Origin of the sequence: Hymenobacter sp. UYCo722 (assembly GCF_040547115.1) — a bacterium.
Lineage (GTDB): Bacteria > Bacteroidota > Bacteroidia > Cytophagales > Hymenobacteraceae > Hymenobacter.
The window spans coordinates 279,307-297,047 of the sequence record NZ_JBEPPC010000007.1; the positions used below are offsets into that span (position 1 = coordinate 279,307).

Genomic DNA, 17,741 nt, shown 5'->3' on the forward strand with positions numbered 1-17,741 from the left:
TTTGTGCGAGCGCAATAGGACTAGGCAATTAATCCCGATTTGGGAGTTGATTCAAAGCGTTGAAAAAGTGCTATTATGCTAGACTGGCCAATATTATGATTGCGCAATATGGCGTTGATTTTCAGATTGGATGCACAAAATAAATTGCAAAATAAGGTGTAATTGTAGAAGCCATTCTTTGTAGATTGCCGTACATACAATCCCAAGCCGGGACTTTTTTTCCGGCCGCAGCTCTGAACTGGTAACCCGGGCAGGCTGCCTCAATCCGCGCATGGAAAACGTCATCAATACCCTGGTCATCCAAAACTTCAAGTCCATTCGCCATGCAGTGCTGCACCCCCGACGCGTTAACCTGATTATCGGCGAGCCAAACGCGGGTAAATCGACGGTGCTGGAGGCAATGAGTTTGCTGGGTTCGTTACCATTCGAGCGCAAAAAGAAGTTCATGCGCAGCTTTATCCGGTATGATGAGCCGGCGCAGCTTTTTCACGATAATATAACGGCCCACCCGATTCGTATCGAGTCGGACCACGATGTATGTTTGCTGGCCCGCCAGGCCAAGGGAAAGGGGCGGGGCAAGGGATTCCAGTACGGGGTGTTCAGCCAGTCGGCCTACCGCTTACTGCGTGTGCAGCTGGGTCTGCCATTTTTGGAAAGCCGTCCTAAAAGCCGTGCTATGGATGATGCCAGCCTGCTGAGCCGGCTGCAACAGCGGTTCGACGTGTTGGGAACCCTGCCTGAGCCGGGCTACCGCTACCTCGAGTTTGGCGCTAAAGGTCGCCTGCGTGAGCTGCCCGGCGGGGCTCCGGGCTTGGCTTCGACTCCCGACTGGCAGCCCCGGCCGGTGAAGCCCTTCCGGTTTAAAAGCACGGGCCGGATTGACCGGCGCTTTGCTGATACAACGTTGTTTCCGCCGCACGGGAGCAACCTGGTGCATGTTCTGGAAGCGAACACGGCCCTGCGCCACCAGTTCAAGGCCCTCTTCAACGAGCAGCACCAGCAGCTGCGCGTGCGCGCCGACGCCCGCCGCCTGGAAGTGATGAAGGACGTAGACGGCCTGAGCGTGGCCTATCCCTACTCGGGCGCGGGCGACACGCTGCGGCGCTTCGGATTTCACATGGCCGCCATGGATTCGAGCCGCGAGGCGGTGATATTGCTGGAAGAGCCCGAGTCGCACTCGTACCCCGGCTACATCATGCAGCTGGCCGAGCGCATGGTGGCTCACGACAGCAACCAGTTTTTCGTGACCACGCACAGCCCGTATTTCTTCGATAGCGTGCTCGAAAACATGGTTCCCTACGAAAGCCTGATGCCTGAGCTGGCAGTATTCGTGGTGTATTACAAGGATTTCCAGACCAAAATCCGGCAGATGAGCGACGAGGAGGTACGCAACCTGCAGCGCGACAGCCTCGACGTGTTCAACAACCTGCACCATTTGGCGCACGAGTCGTCCGGTCGCAAAGTGTAGCGCGGGCCTGGGACACGCCATTGGAAAGGCAATGACCGGCCAACTCCGCGCCGGCCCGTAGCTTTGCGGGCGCAACATCCCACCCCCCGTATCCCCATGAAGCAGGCCCTCGAAGAAGCTACCGCCGCCGACGTAACCGTTCCGCATCCTCACCACGACCCCCACGGCATACAGGACGTGCTGCGCCAGCTGGGCGTGCAGGCCGATAATGCCGCCTACAGCACCGGCCGCACCTGGGGCGGCGACCAGAACGCCGACCGCCGCGTTATCAACGCGCCCGCCGATGGCCGCCAAATGGCCAGCGTGGCCTTCGCCACGGCCGACGACTATGAAACGGTGGTGCAAGCCGCCCAGGAAGCCTACAAAACCTGGCGGCTGGTGCCCGCCCCCAAGCGCGGCGAAATCGTGCGTCAGATTGGCAACAAGCTGCGCGAGTACAAGGAGCCGCTGGGCAAGCTGGTGAGCGCCGAGATGGGCAAAATCCTCCAGGAGGGCCTGGGCGAAGTGCAGGAGATGATTGACATCTGCGACTTTGCCGTGGGCCTGAGCCGGCAGCTGCATGGCTTTACCATGCACTCGGAGCGCCCCGCGCACCGCATGTACGACCAATACCAGCCGCTGGGCATTGTGGGCATTATCTCGGCCTTCAACTTCCCGGTGGCCGTGTGGAGCTGGAACGCCATGCTGGCCGCCGTGTGCGGCGACGTGAGCATTTGGAAGCCTTCGGAGAAAACGCCCCTCACGGCCGTGGCCGTGCAGCACATCATCCGGGACGTGCTGGCCGAAAATGACATTGCCGAAGGCGTGTTCAGCGTGATTATCGGGGATGCGAAAATTGGGGCCGCTATGGCCGCCGACAAGCGCCTGCCGCTGATTTCGGCCACCGGCAGCACCCGCATGGGCCGCAAGGTGGGCGAGGTAGTGGGCGCGCGCCTGGGCCGCGCCCTGCTGGAGCTGGGCGGCAACAACGCCATTATCGTCACCAAAAACGCCGACCTCAAAATTGCCATCCCGGCCATTGTGTTCGGGGCGGTGGGCACGGCTGGCCAACGCTGCACCAGCACCCGCCGCGTCATCATCGAAGAAAGCATGTTTGAGGACGTGAAAAGCCGCCTGCTGGCCATCTATCCCAAGCTGCCCATCGGCCATCCCTTGCAGGAAGGCACGCTGGTAGGTCCGCTGATTGATGCCGACGCGGTGAAGATGTTCGAACAGGCGCTGGTGGCCGTGCAGGCCGAAGGTGGCAAGCTGCTCGCCGGTGGCGAGGTGCTAGCCCGCCCCGAGCTGAACGGCGGCCACTACGTAACCCCGGCCCTGGTGGAAGTGGAAAACCACTACCACACGGTGCAGGAGGAAACCTTTGCGCCCATTCTCTACCTCATCAAATACAGCGGCGACGTGGAAAAGGCCATCGAGCTGCAGAACGACGTGCGCCAGGGCCTGTCGTCGTCCATCTTCACCCTGAACATGCGCGAGGCGGAAGCCTTCCTCTCGGCCAGCGGCTCCGACTGCGGCATTGCCAACGTGAACATTGGCACGAGCGGGGCCGAAATCGGCGGCGCGTTCGGCGGCGAGAAGGAAACCGGGGGCGGCCGCGAGTCCGGCTCCGACGCCTGGAAAGTGTACATGCGCCGCCAGACCAACACCATCAACTACAGCACCGAACTGCCACTGGCGCAAGGCATCAAGTTCGACGTGTAGCGCGGGCATCAACTGGCGCTGGAAAAACAACAGGGGCTCCGCCGAGTAATATCGGCGGAGCCCCTGTTGCTTTTCCAGCGCAATGGGTTAGTTACTGTGGACTGTAGCGAATATCACCGTGGCCTTTGTACACCAGCCCACTAGCGTTGGATACCACGTAGTAAAGGCGGTAGAGCTCGTTGGGACTGAGGCCCAGTTGGACGCAATTAATTTCGTAATCAGTGTTTAAAATATTGCGTTGGGGGCCGAACCGTTGCTGCACGTTGTAGTTGCGGTCGACCAGTACACCGCTGACCGTGTAGCCGCCCGAGCCGCTGGTGAGCGCATTGGTTTGCAGTTTCCATCGCGCGTAATCACCCATCATTGGGTTCGGGTATAAGGTAATGTAGGCGACAGACGCAGGGCGCTGCGCACCATTGAGGTCGAGGCCGAGGTCGGCAAAAAGGGCACGCTCCCGCTTATTCCATTCGCCGTCGGAAGTCCAGTCGGTGTAATCGCGAGGGCCAATGGGAATGTTATTGGCAGTACGGTAGGTGATGCCTTCGCCCTCGCCAAAATCCATAATGGGATTGGAGTCGGACTTGCTGCACCCCAGCAGGGCGGTGAGCAACAGGGTAGATAGCAAACGCTGACGCATGAAAGGGAATTGAAGTTGCGAAGGCACTAAAGGTAAAGGCTAATACCAGCAGTATCCTACAGCAGCTTGTGCAGCTCCCAGAGGCTCCATACAATCACCATCAGGCCCACACCCACGAACATCCAGCGGGTGGGCAGGCGGCCGGCCAGCCGGGCGGCGATGGGTGCGGCGGCCACCCCACCCACGATGAGGCCGGCCACAATTTGCCAGTGCGAGAGCCCGCGCATGGTAAAAAACGTGAACGCGCTGGCAAACGTGACAAAGAACTCGACCAGGCTCACGGTGCCGATGACAAATTGCGGCGTGCGCCCGTTGGCAATGAGCGTGCTCGTGACCAGTGGCCCCCAGCCACCCCCGCCAAACGAGTCGAGGAAGCCACCGGCCCCGGCCAGCCAGCCGGCATTTTTTACCTTCTTGCGCCGCTGCAAAGCTTTGCTAAAGGCTTTGGCGATGATGCGCAAGCCCAAAAAGAGCAGGTAAACGGCCAGAACAGGTTTGAGGTAGCTGGCGTAGGTATCGCCGAAGTGGACCAATAAGAGGGCCCCGCTCACGGCCCCCGCGATGCCCGGCAGCAGCAGCACCCGAAACAGGCGCTTGTTGACGTTGCCGAACCGGTAGTGGTGGTAGCCCGACGCGCCGCTGGCAAACACCTCGGCCGTATGAATGCTGGCGCTGACCGATACCGGGCTCAGCCCCAGCGATATGAGGCTGATGGCCGATACCACGCCGTAGCCCATGCCCAGTACGCCATCCACCATTTGGGCCACAAAGCCCACGGCCACGAACGTGTAGAACGTACCCGACGAACGTGCCAGCGCCCACGCCTGGGCCGGGGTGAGGTAGTAAGAAAGAATGTTGAGTATGATGAAGCCGGCGAACGTGATGAGCGCGCCGGTAGCCACGCGCCGCCAATAGGCCGTGGCGGGGGTTTCGTAGGCCGGGCCGTAGGCCAGCTCGGCCGTTACGGCGTTCAACGATTTTACTTTTTGCGCGAAATCTCCCTGTAAGCGGCTGCGAATGATGGTCATGTGGCCCAGGATGGTGGCCAACTCGGCGGGCAGTACTTCGGCCAGCACCTCGCGCAGGCGCTTGCCAATGGTGGGCGATTTGCCGTTGGTGGAAATGGCAATTTTCAAATCGCCCTTTTGCAGCACCGACGAGAGGTAGAAATCGCAGAGCTCGGGCGTGTCGGCTACGTTGGTAAGCAGGTGGCGGGCCGCGGCGGCCGAGCCAATGTAGCGGTGCAGGCCCACGTCGTTGGTAGCCAGGAACAGGATGTCCGCCTCGTCGAGGTCGGAGTCCTGAAAGGGGCGCAGGCGCAGCTGCACTTTGGGGTGGCGGGCGGCTAGCGCGCGCAACTCCGGCCGGATGTCCGGGGCCACTACCGTCACCGCGGTTTCGGGGCTGTTGCGCAGGATGGCCCCCAGCTTTTCCAGGCCCATGTTGCCGCCGCCCACCAGCAGCACCCGCATGGTGTCCAGCTTTAGGAAGATGGGAAACAGGTGGTTGGCCACCAAGGCTGGCTCCGGCGGCAGCGTAGCTACTGCCGGAGTCGCCGGAGTTGGGTTGTTTGTTGGCATAGCTCAGAACGTAGCAGTAAGATACGAAATCAGGCGTGAAAATCCCGGCCGTACCGGGTAGCCGGCACCATGCCGGTGCGCGCCACGAAATCATGAAAGCCTTGGCCAAACTGCTACCCGGCGGCATGGGTGGCCCGAGCGAGGGGGCCGGGGCAAATGGAAAGGGCGAAAGGGCGAGATGGAAAAATCTTGTTTGTGGCGCTGAAGCTGGCCGCCGCATCAAAGGGCGGCGGCCGTGATTTTACGGTGTAATTTGCTGTGCAACCCCGGAACCCAGCGTGGGGTCTATGGGTTGCTTAAGCACCTCTAAGACCTCGTTTTCTGCATGGAAGCCCAGTCCCTTTCCGCCTACGTCGACATCAACGCTCCACTAGTGGAGCGCTGCCGCCTCAACGACCGCCAGGCCCAGGCCGAGATTTACCGCCGCTACTCCAAGGCCATGTTCAACGCGGCCCTGCGCATTACGGGCGATTACGCCGAGGCCGAGGACGTGCTCCAGGAGTCGTTTCTGAGTGCTTTTCGGGAGCTGAGCGGTTACAAGGGCGACTCGTCCTTTGGGGCTTGGCTGAAGCGAATTGTCGTTAATAAAAGCATTAATTGCCTGCGCCAGCGACGCCTGGCGCTGGTGCCGCTGGGCGAGCAGCACCACGATGAGCCCGCCGAAGCCGCCGCCCATTCGCCCGAGGACGAAGCCGACACCCACTACCGCGCCGACGTGCTGCGTCGCTGTATTCAGGAGCTGCCCGATGGCTACCGCGTGGTGCTGAGCCTTTACCTGCTCGAAGGCTACGACCACCTCGAAATTGCCGGCATTCTGGGTATTTCCGAATCTACTTCCAAATCGCAGTATAGCCGGGCCCGGGTGCGGCTGCGCGAACTCGCTGCCCAGCGCGGGCTTAGCTAAATATTATTTTTTATTAATTCTTACGTAATCGTTTCACTACCCTTCATCCGTTTTCGCCCGGCCGCGGCTTTTGTATAGCCCCGCGGCCCGCCCTGAACCTGGACGAATCGTGCGTCTGCTACTCATTCATGGATACCCTGCAACCTAATTCTCTTGAAACCTTTGTCGAACGGCACCGTGCCGATTTCGATACCCACGAGCCGCGCCCCGACCTGTGGGCCGCCCTCGAACAGCAGTTGAACACCAATGCCCCGGCTATGCGCCTGAGCGACGAGCTTACGGTAGTTCCGGAGGTACGAGCTGGGGAGTGGGTCGCGCCGGCTGCTTTGGCCGCAACCGGGGAGGCGGGCCGCCCCAACTGGTTCCAGCGCTATGGCATTGCGGCGGCGCTGGCGCTGCTGGTGTTTGCGGCCGGAGCCAGCGAAGTATGGAAGTCGCGCCCGGATGGTGCCGAAATAGCCGTAGTAGCCGCGCCTGCCGCCAAGCCCGGCAGCGTGGCCACTGAGCCCGATGCCGCCCTGTACCAGGGCGGCAACCCCACTTCCCTTACCGCCGCCGAGCACACGACCGGGGCCGATAGCCAACTGGTGCGCGCCGTGCGCGGCATGGAAGCCTACTACACCAATCAACTGGCCCGCCGCCAAACCGAGCTCAGCCAAATAAGTGGCCCCGGCATGGCCGCCATGAATGCCGACTGGCAGCACGAGTTGGTCTCACTCGATTCGAGCTACCGGGTACTGAAGCAGCAGCTGCTGCACCACCCGCAGCCCGATGCCGTGCTCACGGCCATGAACCGCAACCTGCAGGTGCGCCTCGATATTCTCGACCGTCAGCTGAACCTGGGCAACACGCCTGCCGAAGCCGACCCCACCGCCGGGGCCTACGTGCTGGCCGATAGCCGCCGCTCCGAATGAGCCAGCTACCATCTTTTTGGGGTGCGCGCGGGCTGAGCTTAGCCGGTTTGCTGGTTGGGTTTCTATTTCAGCCCGCCGCCCAGGCCCAAACGCTGGCCGACACCGCGCCGGTGGGCCAGTGGGTAGTGGTGGGCCCAGGTGTGGCCGTGCACGTACTATCGCCGGAGGCGAAACGGGCCGCCGAAGCCCTGTTTGGCAGCGCTGAGCCCGATAGGCAACAGCCGGCCGCCCAGCAGGAGGACCCGCAAAATCCCGCCGCCGACCAGCCCGAAGGCCCCGAAACCGCCAACCAGCTGCAAGCGGAGCAGCGCCGTCGCCTCAGCCGCACGTTTGCGGTGCCGAAGCAGGGGCGGGCTTTCTCGCTCGATACCCGCTATGGCCGGGTGCAGGTGAACACCTGGAGCAAGTCGGAGATTAAAGTAGATGCCGAATTGGTGGCCCGCGCCGAAACCGACGCGGGGGCCAGGCAGGTGCTGGAGGCGCTGGGCGTGCAGTGGCTCGACTACGATGCCCGCACCGGCGGCGTGGCCGTGAGCACGCAGTTTGGCCCCGCGCTGCGCGGCCGGGCCGGCGGCTGCCGCTACCAGGTGAACTACACCGTGTGGCTGCCCCGCACCACCGCCCTGCGCCTCTACGACAGCTTCGGCGACGTGACGCTGAACAACGACCTGCGCGGCAGTACCGAGCTGGTTGTGGAATACGGCACGCTGCGCACGGCCCGCCTCGAAGGCCCGCGCAACCTCGTGCGCATTGCCAACGGCGATTGCCGCATTGCCTTCGCCGGGGTAGCCAGCATCGATGCCAGCTACGCCCAGCTGCGCCTCGATGAAGGCACGACGGTGGACCTGCGCAACAACTACTCCGACGTGGATATTGGCACGGTGCAGGACCTCACGGTGCACAGCAAGTACGGCGACGTGGCCCTGGGCACGGTGCGCAACCTGCGCGGCTCGTCGGGCTATTCGCGCTTCACCATTGGCCGGCTGAGCGAAGGCTTGGACATGGCTGTGCGCTACTGCCCCGATTTCGTGGTGCGCGACATGGGCGCGAACTTCCGCCAAATAAACCTCGACGGCGGCTTCAGCACCATTCGACTGGGCTTTGCCGAGGCCCCGGCTTTCCGCTTCGACGTGAGCACCGAGCAGGGCCAGCTGTTGGTGGATAAAAACCTGGTGCGCGTGCTTTCGCAGGAAAACGGCCCGCTAACTAGCGACGTGCTGGGCGTGTTTGGGGCCGTGCTGCCGACCCAGCGGGCGGGCAACGTCAACATCAAAGTTCGCTACGGCACGGTGCGGTTCAGCAAGTAGCTGACAGGCAGGCAGTGTCATGCTCATCTGGCGTCCGCGCAGCCGAAACATCTCTTCTACGCAATGCAATCCAATGACAAGGGTGTCTATTGCGATAGAGATGCTTCGACTGCGCGGACGCCAGATGAGCATGACGTTCTTTGGAGGATGCTTATTTTTCGTCTGGCTCTCCTTGCATTACTAACCGGCCCCACGCTGGCCTAAACCCCGGCTGCCTTGCCTACTGCCCACCACTCCTCCCTCAAAACCTACGCCCTGCGCCTGAAGCCCGGCGACGATTTGCGCCAGCAGCTCACGGCTTTCGTTCAACAAAACCACCTTGTGGCCGGCACGATGATTACCTGCGTGGGCAGCCTCACGGTGGCTACGCTGCGGCTGGCCAACCAGGAGGGGCCCAGCGTGTATAAGGGGCATTTCGAGATTGTGTCGCTGGTCGGTACGCTTTCTACCAACGGCTCGCACCTGCACCTGGCGGTGTCGGATAGCACCGGGCGTACCATCGGCGGGCATCTGCTCGATGGCTGCCGGGTGTACACCACTGCCGAAATTGTGCTCGGAGAGCTGCCGCAGCTGGAATTCGGGCGCGAAACGGATGCCACCTTTGGCTATCAGGAGCTGGTAGTGCGGCCCGCGCCGGGGCCGGCTCCCAGCCCGGCCGATGCGCCGAGGCGGAAAAAATAGCCGTTGGCCGAGAAAAGATGAGCGGCGGGTGAAATCAATCATTCCGACTGCTTATCATTGTAGCAACGTGGGTTCCTTTCTTCCGGCCCGAAGCTGGAAAGCCGCCTGCTCTACCGCCTGACTTTTCCTTTATGTCGATTGCGATTCGTGGTGCCGCGCTGGCACTGCTGCTGGCTGGCCCACGCCTGGGCTGGAGCCAGCAAACTACCCTAGCCTGGCCCCATCCCGGCCAGCTGATAAAAGAGGGCGTGGCCCTGCACGACAAGGAGGATTATCCCGGGGCCATTGCCAAATACCAGGCCGTCACGCCCGGCGACTCCTCCTACGCCACCGCCCAGAGCGAGCTGGCTATGAGCCTGGAAGCCGCCGGCAAGCACGCCGAAGCCGTGGCCGCCGCCCGCCGCGCCCTGGCCCTGCACCCCTTCGAGCCCCAGACTTACAACACCCTGGCTACCGCGCAGGAATCGCTGAAACAGATTGACGAGGCGCTGGCCACCTACGCCGCCGGCATCAAGCTGTTCCCTTACAATCAAAACCTGGTGTACAACCAGGGCGTGGTGCAGTTCCAGCAAAACCGGCCGGCCGAGGCCCTGGCCAGCTTTCAGCGCAGCCTCGAACTATACCCCACGCATCCCAACACGCATCGGCTGCTGGCGGTGCTGGCCGCCGAGCAGGGCCAGACTTCGCGCGCGCTGCTCGGCTGGCTCACCTATTTGGTGCTGGCCAACCCGGGCCCCACGGCCCACGATGTGCTGGTGGCGGCCGAAACCCTCTCGCAGGGCGCGCCCGTGGTGGAGGACAAGGAGCGCATCAAGCCCATCGCGCCCAACGAGGCGTTTGTCGAACTCGACCAGTTGATTGAAGGCAGGGTGGCTTTGCAGGCGGGCTACGCGTCGAAGGTGAAATTCCCGGCTTCGGTGGTGAAGCAGACCCAGCTGCTGGTGGAGAAATTTCCGCTGGATGGCCCGGCCGACGACTTCTGGGTGCGAACCTACGGGCCCATGGTAGCTGCCCTGCGCCAGAACGACCACCTCACGGCCTTCACCTACAGCATCCTGGAGTCGGCCGACGACAAGCGCGCCGCCCAGTGGGTGAAGGGCAACAAGTCGAAAATTGACGCCATGATGGGCGTGGTAGTAGGGGCATTATCGGAGCTGCGCACCAAGCAACGCATCGTGGGCCAATCTGCCGCGCCGCGCGTGGCGGGCTGGTTCGATAAGAATGCGCTGGTGGGCCTGGGGCCAGGCGTAGTGGACGCGGCCGGCGATTTTAAGGGCAGCGGCGACTGGATTTCCATTGATGCCGCGTCGGGCTACGTGGACGGGCATGGGCAGTACAACGCCGCCGGCCAAAAGGTGGGCGAGTGGAAAGCCTTTCGCCCCGATGGCAGCCTGGAGCAGGTGTACCACTACAACGATAAGGGCGAGCGCGAGGGCCTCACCCGCGAGTTTCACCGCAACGGCCAGCCGTCGTACGAAAGCACCTACCGCGCCGGCAAGGTCGAGGGCGTGCTCACGGTGTACAACGAGTGCGGCGCGCGCACCGGCAGCCGCACCTTCAAGGCGGGCGACCTCGACGGGCCCTATTCGACCTACTACGACAACGGCCAGCTGCATATGCGCACCACCACCCACGCCGATAAGGTGGACGGGCTGGAGGAGGGCTTTTACCAGGATGGTAGCCCCGAATACACGACTACCATGGCGCAGGGCGTGCGGCAGGGGCCTTTCACCTCATACTACCCCGGCAAGGTGCTGGAGCGCAAAGGCACCTACGACCACGACGACTTCGACGGCGCTTACCAGGATTTTCACGACAACGGCCAGCTGAGCGCGGAGGGCCGCTACGTCCACGGCAAGCAGGCCGGCACCTGGAAAGAGTATCACCCCAACGGCAAGCCGAGCGTGGAAAAAAGCTTCGACGAGGCCGGCAAGCTGCACGGCATGTACCGCGACTACGACGAAACCGGCCACCTCTACTGCGACACCGAGTATGCCCACGGCCGCACCGCGCACCTGCGCTACTACAACCGCCAGGGTCAGCCCGTGCTCGACCAGGATACCCGCAAGGGCCGCGTGGTCGTGCAGCTGCCCGACGCCGACGGCCACAAAAACGCCACCGGCACCTTCCTAAACGGCGAGCTGGTGGGCGAGTGGCAGTGGTTTTACACCGACGGCGGTCGGCGCGAGCTGTCGCACTTCGACGACAAAGGCACCAAAACCGGCGTGGCCGAGCTGTACTACCACGGTGGCCAGCTGCAGCGCCGCACCCGCTACGACGCCGAAGGCCGCGAAGACGGCCTCTTCGAGCAGTTCAGCCTCGACGGACAGCCCTCGGTGCAGGGCTACTACCTCGCCGGCCAGCGCCACGGCCAGTGGAAAGACTTTTATGCCGATGGACGCCTGAGTGAGGATTACGAGTATTTCAAAGGTGATTTCAACGGGCCGAGCCGCAGCTACGAGCCCGGCGGCAAGCCTACTCAGGAGCGGCAGTTCGAGTTCGGCAAACTGCGCCACATCACCACGTACGACTCGACCGGGCAGGTGCTGGCCAACATCGCCCTCCGGCCCGATAGCAAGGACTACGTGATGCCCTACCCGAACGGCAAGCCCTACTTCCGCAGTGGCCTGGGCTGCTACGACAACGGCGGCCTGGCCACCTGGTACCGCCCCGATGGCAGCGTGGAAACCACGGCTGAGCAGCTCGGTGGCCGCCGCAACGGGGCCTTTCGCTCCACCTTCGCCAACGGCAAGCCCGACCGCGTGGGCCAGTTCCGCAACGGCGAATACACCGGCGAATGGCTTACGTACTACCCCAGCGGCCAGCTGCGCCAGAAGAGTCTGTACCGTAACGGCAACCAGGAGGGCGAATGGACGTCGTACTTCCCCAACGGCCAGGTGGAGTTTGTGGAGCAGTACGAGGGCAGCCAGCAGCACGGCCACGTGCGCCGCTACAACCCCGCCGGCGAGCTGCTGACCGACAAGCAGTACGAGCACGGCGTGCTGGCCAGCTACCGTGGCCCGGTCGAGGGCAGCGCCGCCCAAACCTTACCCAACCAAACCGGCTCCATCAATCTGAATTTTGCCAACGGCAAGCCCGCCGTGGCCGAAACCTACGACCACAACCAGGCCGCCGGTACTGCCACGTACTACTACGCCTCGGGTGCGGTATTCCGCCGCACCACGTTTGCCAAAGGGCGGCGCACCGGTCTGCTCGAAAGCTTTTACCCCAACGGCAAGCCCATGGAGCAGGAAAACTACCTGCACGGCGAGCTGAACGGCCGCTGCCGCTACTACCGCCCCGACGGCACCCTGGAGCGCGAAGAAACCTACCGCAGCGGCGAGCGCCGCGGCCCCACCACCACCTTCGATGCCGCCGGCAAGCCCCAGCACACCGACGTGTACTGGAACCTGATGGTGTACAATAAGTAGCGGACGTAGCGTTGAACGCCCCGGTCTGCCCGCCCTAGGCGGGCTGACCGGTTGTCGTGTGGTCGAAATCGTTGGTGCTTCAACCGGTCAGCTCGCCTAGGGCGAGCAGACCGGGATACGGCGACTTAGAGTCAGCACCAAATGCCCTTGCTATCCCCTAACTTTAAGTCGATTACGCTATACTCGTTCATTATTTCATGAGCAAAATCCTACTGCTATTCCCCGCCTTGCTGTTGGGGGCACTTGCTGCCCGCGCCCAGACGCCTGCCAGCCAGCTGCTCACGCAGATGCGCCAGCAATACCCCGGCGAAAAAGCCGTGTACCTGGAGATGCGCCAGGACCTGACCGTCGAAATCCGCAACGACTCGGTGCAGGTCATCGACCGCCACCACGCCGACATGCTGCACCTAGCCGAGCAGTCGGCCATGTACGCCAACGACCGGGTGTTCAGCTCGCACTTCAACCGCCTGCAAAAGCTGGAGGCCCGCACGCTGGTGCCCAATGGCGAGAAATTCAAAACCGTGAAGGTGACGGATTTCAAGGACAAGTTTGAGATTCAGTCGGGGGTGTTTTTCGATGATACCCGGTCGGTGTCGTTCACGTTTCCGGCCGTGTCGCCGGGGGCGCGCACCGAAACCGACTACACCGTGCGCCACGTCGATGCCCGGTTTGTGATGCCGTTTTTCGTGGGCTCCTACGTGCCCGTGCGCCACGCCGAGCTCACCATCACGGCCCCCAAGGGCGTGGTGATTGGCTACAAGACCTTCCACGCCGAAAACACGCCCATCAAGTACACCCGCGAGGAAAAGGGCAGCCAGGTGGTGTACCGCTGGACGGCCGACAACCTGCCCAGCCCGCCCCGCGAGGAGGACGGCCCCGAGGCCAGCTACTACCTGCCGCACATCGTGTTTTTCGTGCAGGAAGCGCCCGTGAACGGCCAGACCCGCAAGCTGCTGGCCGGCGTGCCGGAACTGTATACGATGTACGCTGACTTCGTGAAGCGCATCGACCGGCAGCCCAGCCCGGGCCTGCAGCACCGCGTCGATTCGCTGGTGGCCGGCGCGGTTACCGAGGAGGAAAAAGTGCGTCGCGTGTACTACTGGGTGCAGGACAACGTGAAGTACATTGCCTTCGAGCAGGGCCTGCGCGGCTTCATTCCGCACGATGCCGGGCTGGTGTACGCCCGCCGCTACGGCGACTGCAAGGACATGGCCAACCTCACCAACGACATGCTGCATTTGGCCGGCGTGAAAAATGCCTACCTGACCTGGGTGGGTACCCGCGACCTGCCCTACAAGTACGGCGAGCTGGCCACGCCTGGGGTCGATAACCACATGATTGCCACCTACGAGCCCACGCCGGGCAAGTACGTGTTCCTCGATGCCACCAGCAAGCACACGCCCTACGGCATGCCCTCGGCCATGATTCAGGGCAAGGAAGGCCTGCTGGGCCTAGACCCCAAAAACAGCCGCGTGGTGGATATTCCGGCCATGGACAAGGGCCGCAGCGGGGCCGACGACGCCTCGGTGCTGACCCTGGACGGCACCATGCTGCGCGGCTCGGGCAAGCTGAGTCTGGCCGGCTATTCCAAGGTAAACCAGAGCTACGGCCTCGATGGACTAGACCGCACCGCCGAGCCCAAGTACGTGAAGGCGCTGCTGGAGCGCGGCAACAACAAGTTCTTCGTCGACAAATACAGCATCGCTAACCTCGACACCCGCGACCAGCCCCTGAGCATCAGCTACGACTACCGCCTGCAGGACTACGTGCAGCAGGTGGATGATGAGGTGTACATCAACCTGAGCCTGGAGCGGCCCTACGCCACCGACCGCATCGACTCGACCACCCGCAAGCTGCCGCGCTACAACGAGTTTGCCCACACCGACCACACCCGCACCGAGCTGGTGGTGCCGGCCGGCTATGAGGTGAGCTACCTGCCGCCCACCGTGCAGGCCCAGGGCGACGCCCTCGGCTTCAAGGTGAGCTACGAGCGCCAGGGCAACAAAATCATTCAGGACCGCGAGGTGTACGTGAACTACCTGCTGCTCCAGCCCAAGCAGTTCGGCGGCTGGAACTCGGTGGTGAACAAGCTCGGCAGCGCCTATCGCGAGGTAGTGATTTTGAAGAAGAAGAAGACGTAGCGTTTCATATTTCGATAAGTGCGGTCATGCAGAGCGCAGCGAAGCATCTCGCTTGCCACCACTAAATCCATCGTTGGCCAAAGGATTACTGCTGCACGCGAGATGCTTCGACTGCGCTCAGCATGACGTTCCGAAAAAGCCGGCTTTTCCAACTACCCAATCTCCCTCAATGCGCTTTCCTTTCCTCACTCTTTTCCTGCTGGCTTCGGCCACCCTCGCGGCCCAAACCCTGCCGCCTGACCTCATCCACGCCGGCTACAGCTGGGATGCCAAGCGCCACCAGCGCCTGCCCGTGTTGGCGGCCGAGGCCGAGCTGCCGGCCGTGCTGCTGCGCGATTTCACCAGCCTGGAGTATTACTACGACAAGGCCAGCAAGGACGTGCGCCTGTTCGCCACTGAGCACCGCATTGTGCGCGTGAACTCGTCCGATGGCATCGAGAGCTACAACAAGATTGTGGTGCCGGTGCTGGCTTCGGGCGCGGCCGTGGATATCAAGGCGCGCACCATCAGCCCACGCGGCGAGGTGCGCGAGGTGAAGGCCGCTGACATGAAGGAGCTGAAGGACCAGGAGGGCGGCCGCGGCTTCCGCGTGTTTGCCGTAGATGGCGTGGAAAAGGGCTCCGAAATCGAGTATTTCTACACCCGCGAGCGCAACGTGAACCACTTCGGGAGTGAGATTCTGCAAAGCGAAACACCGGCCCACGACGTCACCTTCGAGCTGATTTCGCCCAAGGGCCTCACGTTTGAGGCGCGCGTGTACCACGGCCCGGCCATGACGCCCGACACCACGATGGCCGAGCGCCGCGCCCTGCGCCTGCACCTCGACAACGTGCCCGGCCTGCGCAATGAGGCCTTCGCCAACGTGAAATCCCAGCGCATGCGCGCCGAATACAAGTTGGCCTACATGGCCAGCAAGGGCCAGGTGCGCCAGTTTACCTGGGCCGATGCCAGCCAGTTTGTATACCGCAATGTAAACAACCTAACCAAGGACGAAGCCAAGGCCGTCGCCAAAATCCTCACCGCGAGCAAGCTGCTGGCCAGCCCGGTGAGTACGCTGCCACTGGCTGACCGCATTCGGGCGGCGGAGAACTACGTGAAGCTGAATTACAACCTGGAAGAAGGGGCCAGCGGCGACCTGGCGCAAGTAGCCGCCACCCACAACGCCCCCGAAGCCGGCTTCAGCCACCTGCTGGCGGCCATCTACCGGGCCATGAACATTGAATTTGAGGTGGTGGTGACCAGCAGCCGCGAGGCCGTACCCTTCGACGGCACGTTCGATACCTGGAACTACCTCGACCACTTTGCCTTCTACTTCCCGGCCACCAGCCAATACCTGGCCCCGGGCCGCCCCGACTACCGCTACGGCATGCTGCCAGCCGACTGGACGGGCGGCTCCGGCCTGTTCATCAAAGGCATTAAGCTGGGAAATACGGAGTCGGCGGTGGGCAAGGTGAAGGACATTCCGGCCCTCGGGGCCGACCAGAGCCCACAGGATATCGACGCGACCGTAACCTTCGCGCCCGACCTGAGCAGCAGCACCATTCGGCTGCGCCAGACGCTGGGCGGCTACCCGGCGGCCGAAATCCAACCCTTCTGGACGATGATTCCGGAAGCCAAGCGCACCGAAATTTTGCAGGGCCTGCAGAAGTCGGTGGTGCCCGACGCCAGCAACTTCCAGAAGCTGGAGGTGCGCAACGTAGCGCGCGACATCAGCCCGCTCGACAAGCCTTTTATTGTGGAAGGCCAGATGGAATCGGCCGCGCTGCTCGATAAGGCCGGGCCGCGCTACCTGTTCAAAATCGGCACGCTGCTGGGCCCGCAAACCGAGCTTTACCAGAAGGAAGAGCGCCAGTTCGACGTGGAAAACGACAATAACCACCGCTACCTGCGCACCATCCGCTTCGACGTGCCCGCCGGTTACGCCGTGCGCAACCTGCAAGACCTGAACGTGGACGTGAAAACCGGTCCTGACGCCACGAAGCCCGATTTCGACTTTCACTCCTCCTACGTGCAAACCGGCCAGACCATTACCGTAACCGTAGCCGAGAACTACCGCCAACTGCGCTGGCCCAAAGCCGATTTCGAAGCCTTTCGCGCCGTGGTGAACGCGGCCGCGAACTGGAATAAGGTGGTGCTGGTGCTGGACAAGAAGGGGTAACGAACGGTTTTCGCAAGAAAAAACAACGTCATGCTGAGCTTGTCGAAGCATCTTTACCGCCATAGTAAATGAATTACTGCCGCGGTAGAGATGCTTCGACAAGCTCAGCATGACGTTCTTTCATGACGTTCTTTACGCTTGCCTTACAGCATCACGTCTCAATTACCTGACATGACTCCGACCACCATCGATACTCCGCAAGCCGCCGCCTTCCGCCGCCAGGTGCTGAACCCGATGAAGCTGCGGCTCTTCATGCTGCAGAAGCTGCCCATGGCCTGGCTGGCGGGCCTGCGCCTCACTCAGCTCACCCCGGAGCTGGCCGCCGTCACCATTCGCTACAAATACCTGACGCAAAACCCCTTTCGCAGTCTGTACTTCGCCTGCCTGGCGATGGCGGCCGAGCTGGCCAGCGGCATTCAGGCCATGATGCACGTGCAGACCGGTGGGCCGGTTTCGATGCTGGTGACGGGGATTCAGGGCGACTTCACCAAGAAAGCCGTGGGCCTCATCACCTTCACCTGCCCCGATGGTGCGCTCATTGCCCAGGCCGTGGCCGAGAGCCGCGCCACCGGCGAAGGCCGCACCGTAGTCTGCACCAGCACCGGCCTTGATGAAGCCGGCGACGTGGTGGCCGTGTTCCGCCTCACCTGGTCGTTTCGGGCCAAGCGGTAGTAGCTTCTGTCATGCTGAACGCAGGGAAGCATCTCTACCGCAATAGTAAATAAGGGGCTTAGGAAGCAAACCGGTTTACAGGGGCTGTTGACGAAGTAATCTAAGGAGCAATTTATAGAGGTCCTCGTAGCGATGATTGAAGCGAAA

12 protein-coding genes are annotated in these 17,741 nt (G+C 62.4%); 10 read left to right on the forward strand and 2 right to left on the reverse strand.

The genetic code is table 11. The features are described from left to right. Window positions 1–271: 271 nt before the first annotated feature. Together ABIB44_RS16810 and amaB are read left to right on the forward strand one after the other, a co-directional pair. The gene (locus ABIB44_RS16810) at window positions 272–1,468 is read left to right on the forward strand and encodes an AAA family ATPase (RefSeq protein WP_354585827.1); all 1,197 of its coding nucleotides are present in this window, start codon (window positions 272–274) and stop codon (window positions 1,466–1,468) included. A 96-nt stretch (window positions 1,469–1,564) separates the two neighbouring features. Beyond that, complete coding sequence (gene amaB / locus ABIB44_RS16815; RefSeq protein ID WP_354585828.1) at window positions 1,565–3,169, forward strand: L-piperidine-6-carboxylate dehydrogenase; 1,605 nt, start codon at window positions 1,565–1,567, stop codon at window positions 3,167–3,169. Between the two features lie 91 nt (window positions 3,170–3,260). Here the strand turns inward: amaB and ABIB44_RS16820 are convergent, their stop codons facing one another. Together ABIB44_RS16820 and ABIB44_RS16825 are read right to left on the reverse strand one after the other, a co-directional pair. After that, the gene (locus tag ABIB44_RS16820; RefSeq protein WP_354585829.1) at window positions 3,261–3,806 is read right to left on the reverse strand and encodes a hypothetical protein; all 546 of its coding nucleotides are present in this window, start codon (window positions 3,804–3,806) and stop codon (window positions 3,261–3,263) included. Between the two features lie 56 nt (window positions 3,807–3,862). After that, window positions 3,863–5,386, reverse strand: coding sequence for a TSUP family transporter (locus ABIB44_RS16825; RefSeq protein WP_354585830.1), 1,524 nt, complete (start codon window positions 5,384–5,386; stop codon window positions 3,863–3,865). Between the two features lie 325 nt (window positions 5,387–5,711). On the opposite strand from ABIB44_RS16825, the gene ABIB44_RS16830 reads away from it, so the two are divergent. From ABIB44_RS16830 to ABIB44_RS16865, 8 genes are all read left to right on the forward strand, one after another. After that, window positions 5,712–6,290, forward strand: coding sequence for an RNA polymerase sigma factor (locus ABIB44_RS16830; RefSeq protein WP_354585831.1), 579 nt, complete (start codon window positions 5,712–5,714; stop codon window positions 6,288–6,290). Window positions 6,291–6,418: 128 nt separating this feature from the next. Continuing rightward, window positions 6,419–7,204, forward strand: coding sequence for a hypothetical protein (locus tag ABIB44_RS16835; protein WP_354585832.1), 786 nt, complete (start codon window positions 6,419–6,421; stop codon window positions 7,202–7,204). After that, window positions 7,201–8,511, forward strand: coding sequence for a hypothetical protein (locus ABIB44_RS16840; RefSeq protein ID WP_354585833.1), 1,311 nt, complete (start codon window positions 7,201–7,203; stop codon window positions 8,509–8,511). Before ABIB44_RS16835 ends, ABIB44_RS16840 begins: the two co-directional genes overlap by 4 nt. Before the next feature lie 216 nt (window positions 8,512–8,727). After that, window positions 8,728–9,192, forward strand: coding sequence for a PPC domain-containing DNA-binding protein (locus ABIB44_RS16845; RefSeq protein WP_354585834.1), 465 nt, complete (start codon window positions 8,728–8,730; stop codon window positions 9,190–9,192). A gap of 131 nt (window positions 9,193–9,323) precedes the next feature. Beyond that, entirely contained in the window at window positions 9,324–12,623 is a 3,300-nt protein-coding gene (locus ABIB44_RS16850; protein WP_354585835.1) for a tetratricopeptide repeat protein, read from the forward strand. Between the two features lie 197 nt (window positions 12,624–12,820). Next, window positions 12,821–14,764, forward strand: coding sequence for a DUF3857 domain-containing protein (locus ABIB44_RS16855; RefSeq protein WP_354585836.1), 1,944 nt, complete (start codon window positions 12,821–12,823; stop codon window positions 14,762–14,764). A 169-nt stretch (window positions 14,765–14,933) separates the two neighbouring features. Further along, window positions 14,934–16,922 carry a DUF3857 domain-containing protein gene (locus ABIB44_RS16860; RefSeq protein ID WP_354585837.1) on the forward strand — a complete coding sequence of 663 codons (1,989 nt, stop codon included), beginning with the start codon at window positions 14,934–14,936 and terminating at the stop codon, window positions 16,920–16,922. 171 nt (window positions 16,923–17,093) lie between these two features. Next, on the forward strand, window positions 17,094–17,594 hold the full coding sequence (locus ABIB44_RS16865) for a DUF4442 domain-containing protein (RefSeq protein WP_354585838.1): 501 nt from the start codon (window positions 17,094–17,096) through the stop codon (window positions 17,592–17,594). Window positions 17,595–17,741 lie beyond the last annotated feature (147 nt).

Excerpts from the sequence above, each read along its gene's own strand:
- ABIB44_RS16810 (WP_354585827.1), top strand. The coding sequence starts at position 272 with ATGGAAAACGTCATCAATACCCTGGTCATCCAAAACTTCAAGTCCATT.
- amaB (WP_354585828.1), top strand. The coding sequence starts at position 1,565 with ATGAAGCAGGCCCTCGAAGAAGCTACCGCCGCCGACGTAACCGTTCCG.
- ABIB44_RS16820 (WP_354585829.1), bottom strand. The coding sequence starts at position 3,806 with ATGCGTCAGCGTTTGCTATCTACCCTGTTGCTCACCGCCCTGCTGGGG.
- ABIB44_RS16825 (WP_354585830.1), bottom strand. The coding sequence starts at position 5,386 with ATGCCAACAAACAACCCAACTCCGGCGACTCCGGCAGTAGCTACGCTG.
- ABIB44_RS16830 (WP_354585831.1), top strand. The coding sequence starts at position 5,712 with ATGGAAGCCCAGTCCCTTTCCGCCTACGTCGACATCAACGCTCCACTA.
- ABIB44_RS16835 (WP_354585832.1), top strand. The coding sequence starts at position 6,419 with ATGGATACCCTGCAACCTAATTCTCTTGAAACCTTTGTCGAACGGCAC.
- ABIB44_RS16840 (WP_354585833.1), top strand. The coding sequence starts at position 7,201 with ATGAGCCAGCTACCATCTTTTTGGGGTGCGCGCGGGCTGAGCTTAGCC.
- ABIB44_RS16850 (WP_354585835.1), top strand. The coding sequence starts at position 9,324 with ATGTCGATTGCGATTCGTGGTGCCGCGCTGGCACTGCTGCTGGCTGGC.
- ABIB44_RS16855 (WP_354585836.1), top strand. The coding sequence starts at position 12,821 with ATGAGCAAAATCCTACTGCTATTCCCCGCCTTGCTGTTGGGGGCACTT.
- ABIB44_RS16860 (WP_354585837.1), top strand. The coding sequence starts at position 14,934 with ATGCGCTTTCCTTTCCTCACTCTTTTCCTGCTGGCTTCGGCCACCCTC.
- ABIB44_RS16865 (WP_354585838.1), top strand. The coding sequence starts at position 17,094 with ATGACTCCGACCACCATCGATACTCCGCAAGCCGCCGCCTTCCGCCGC.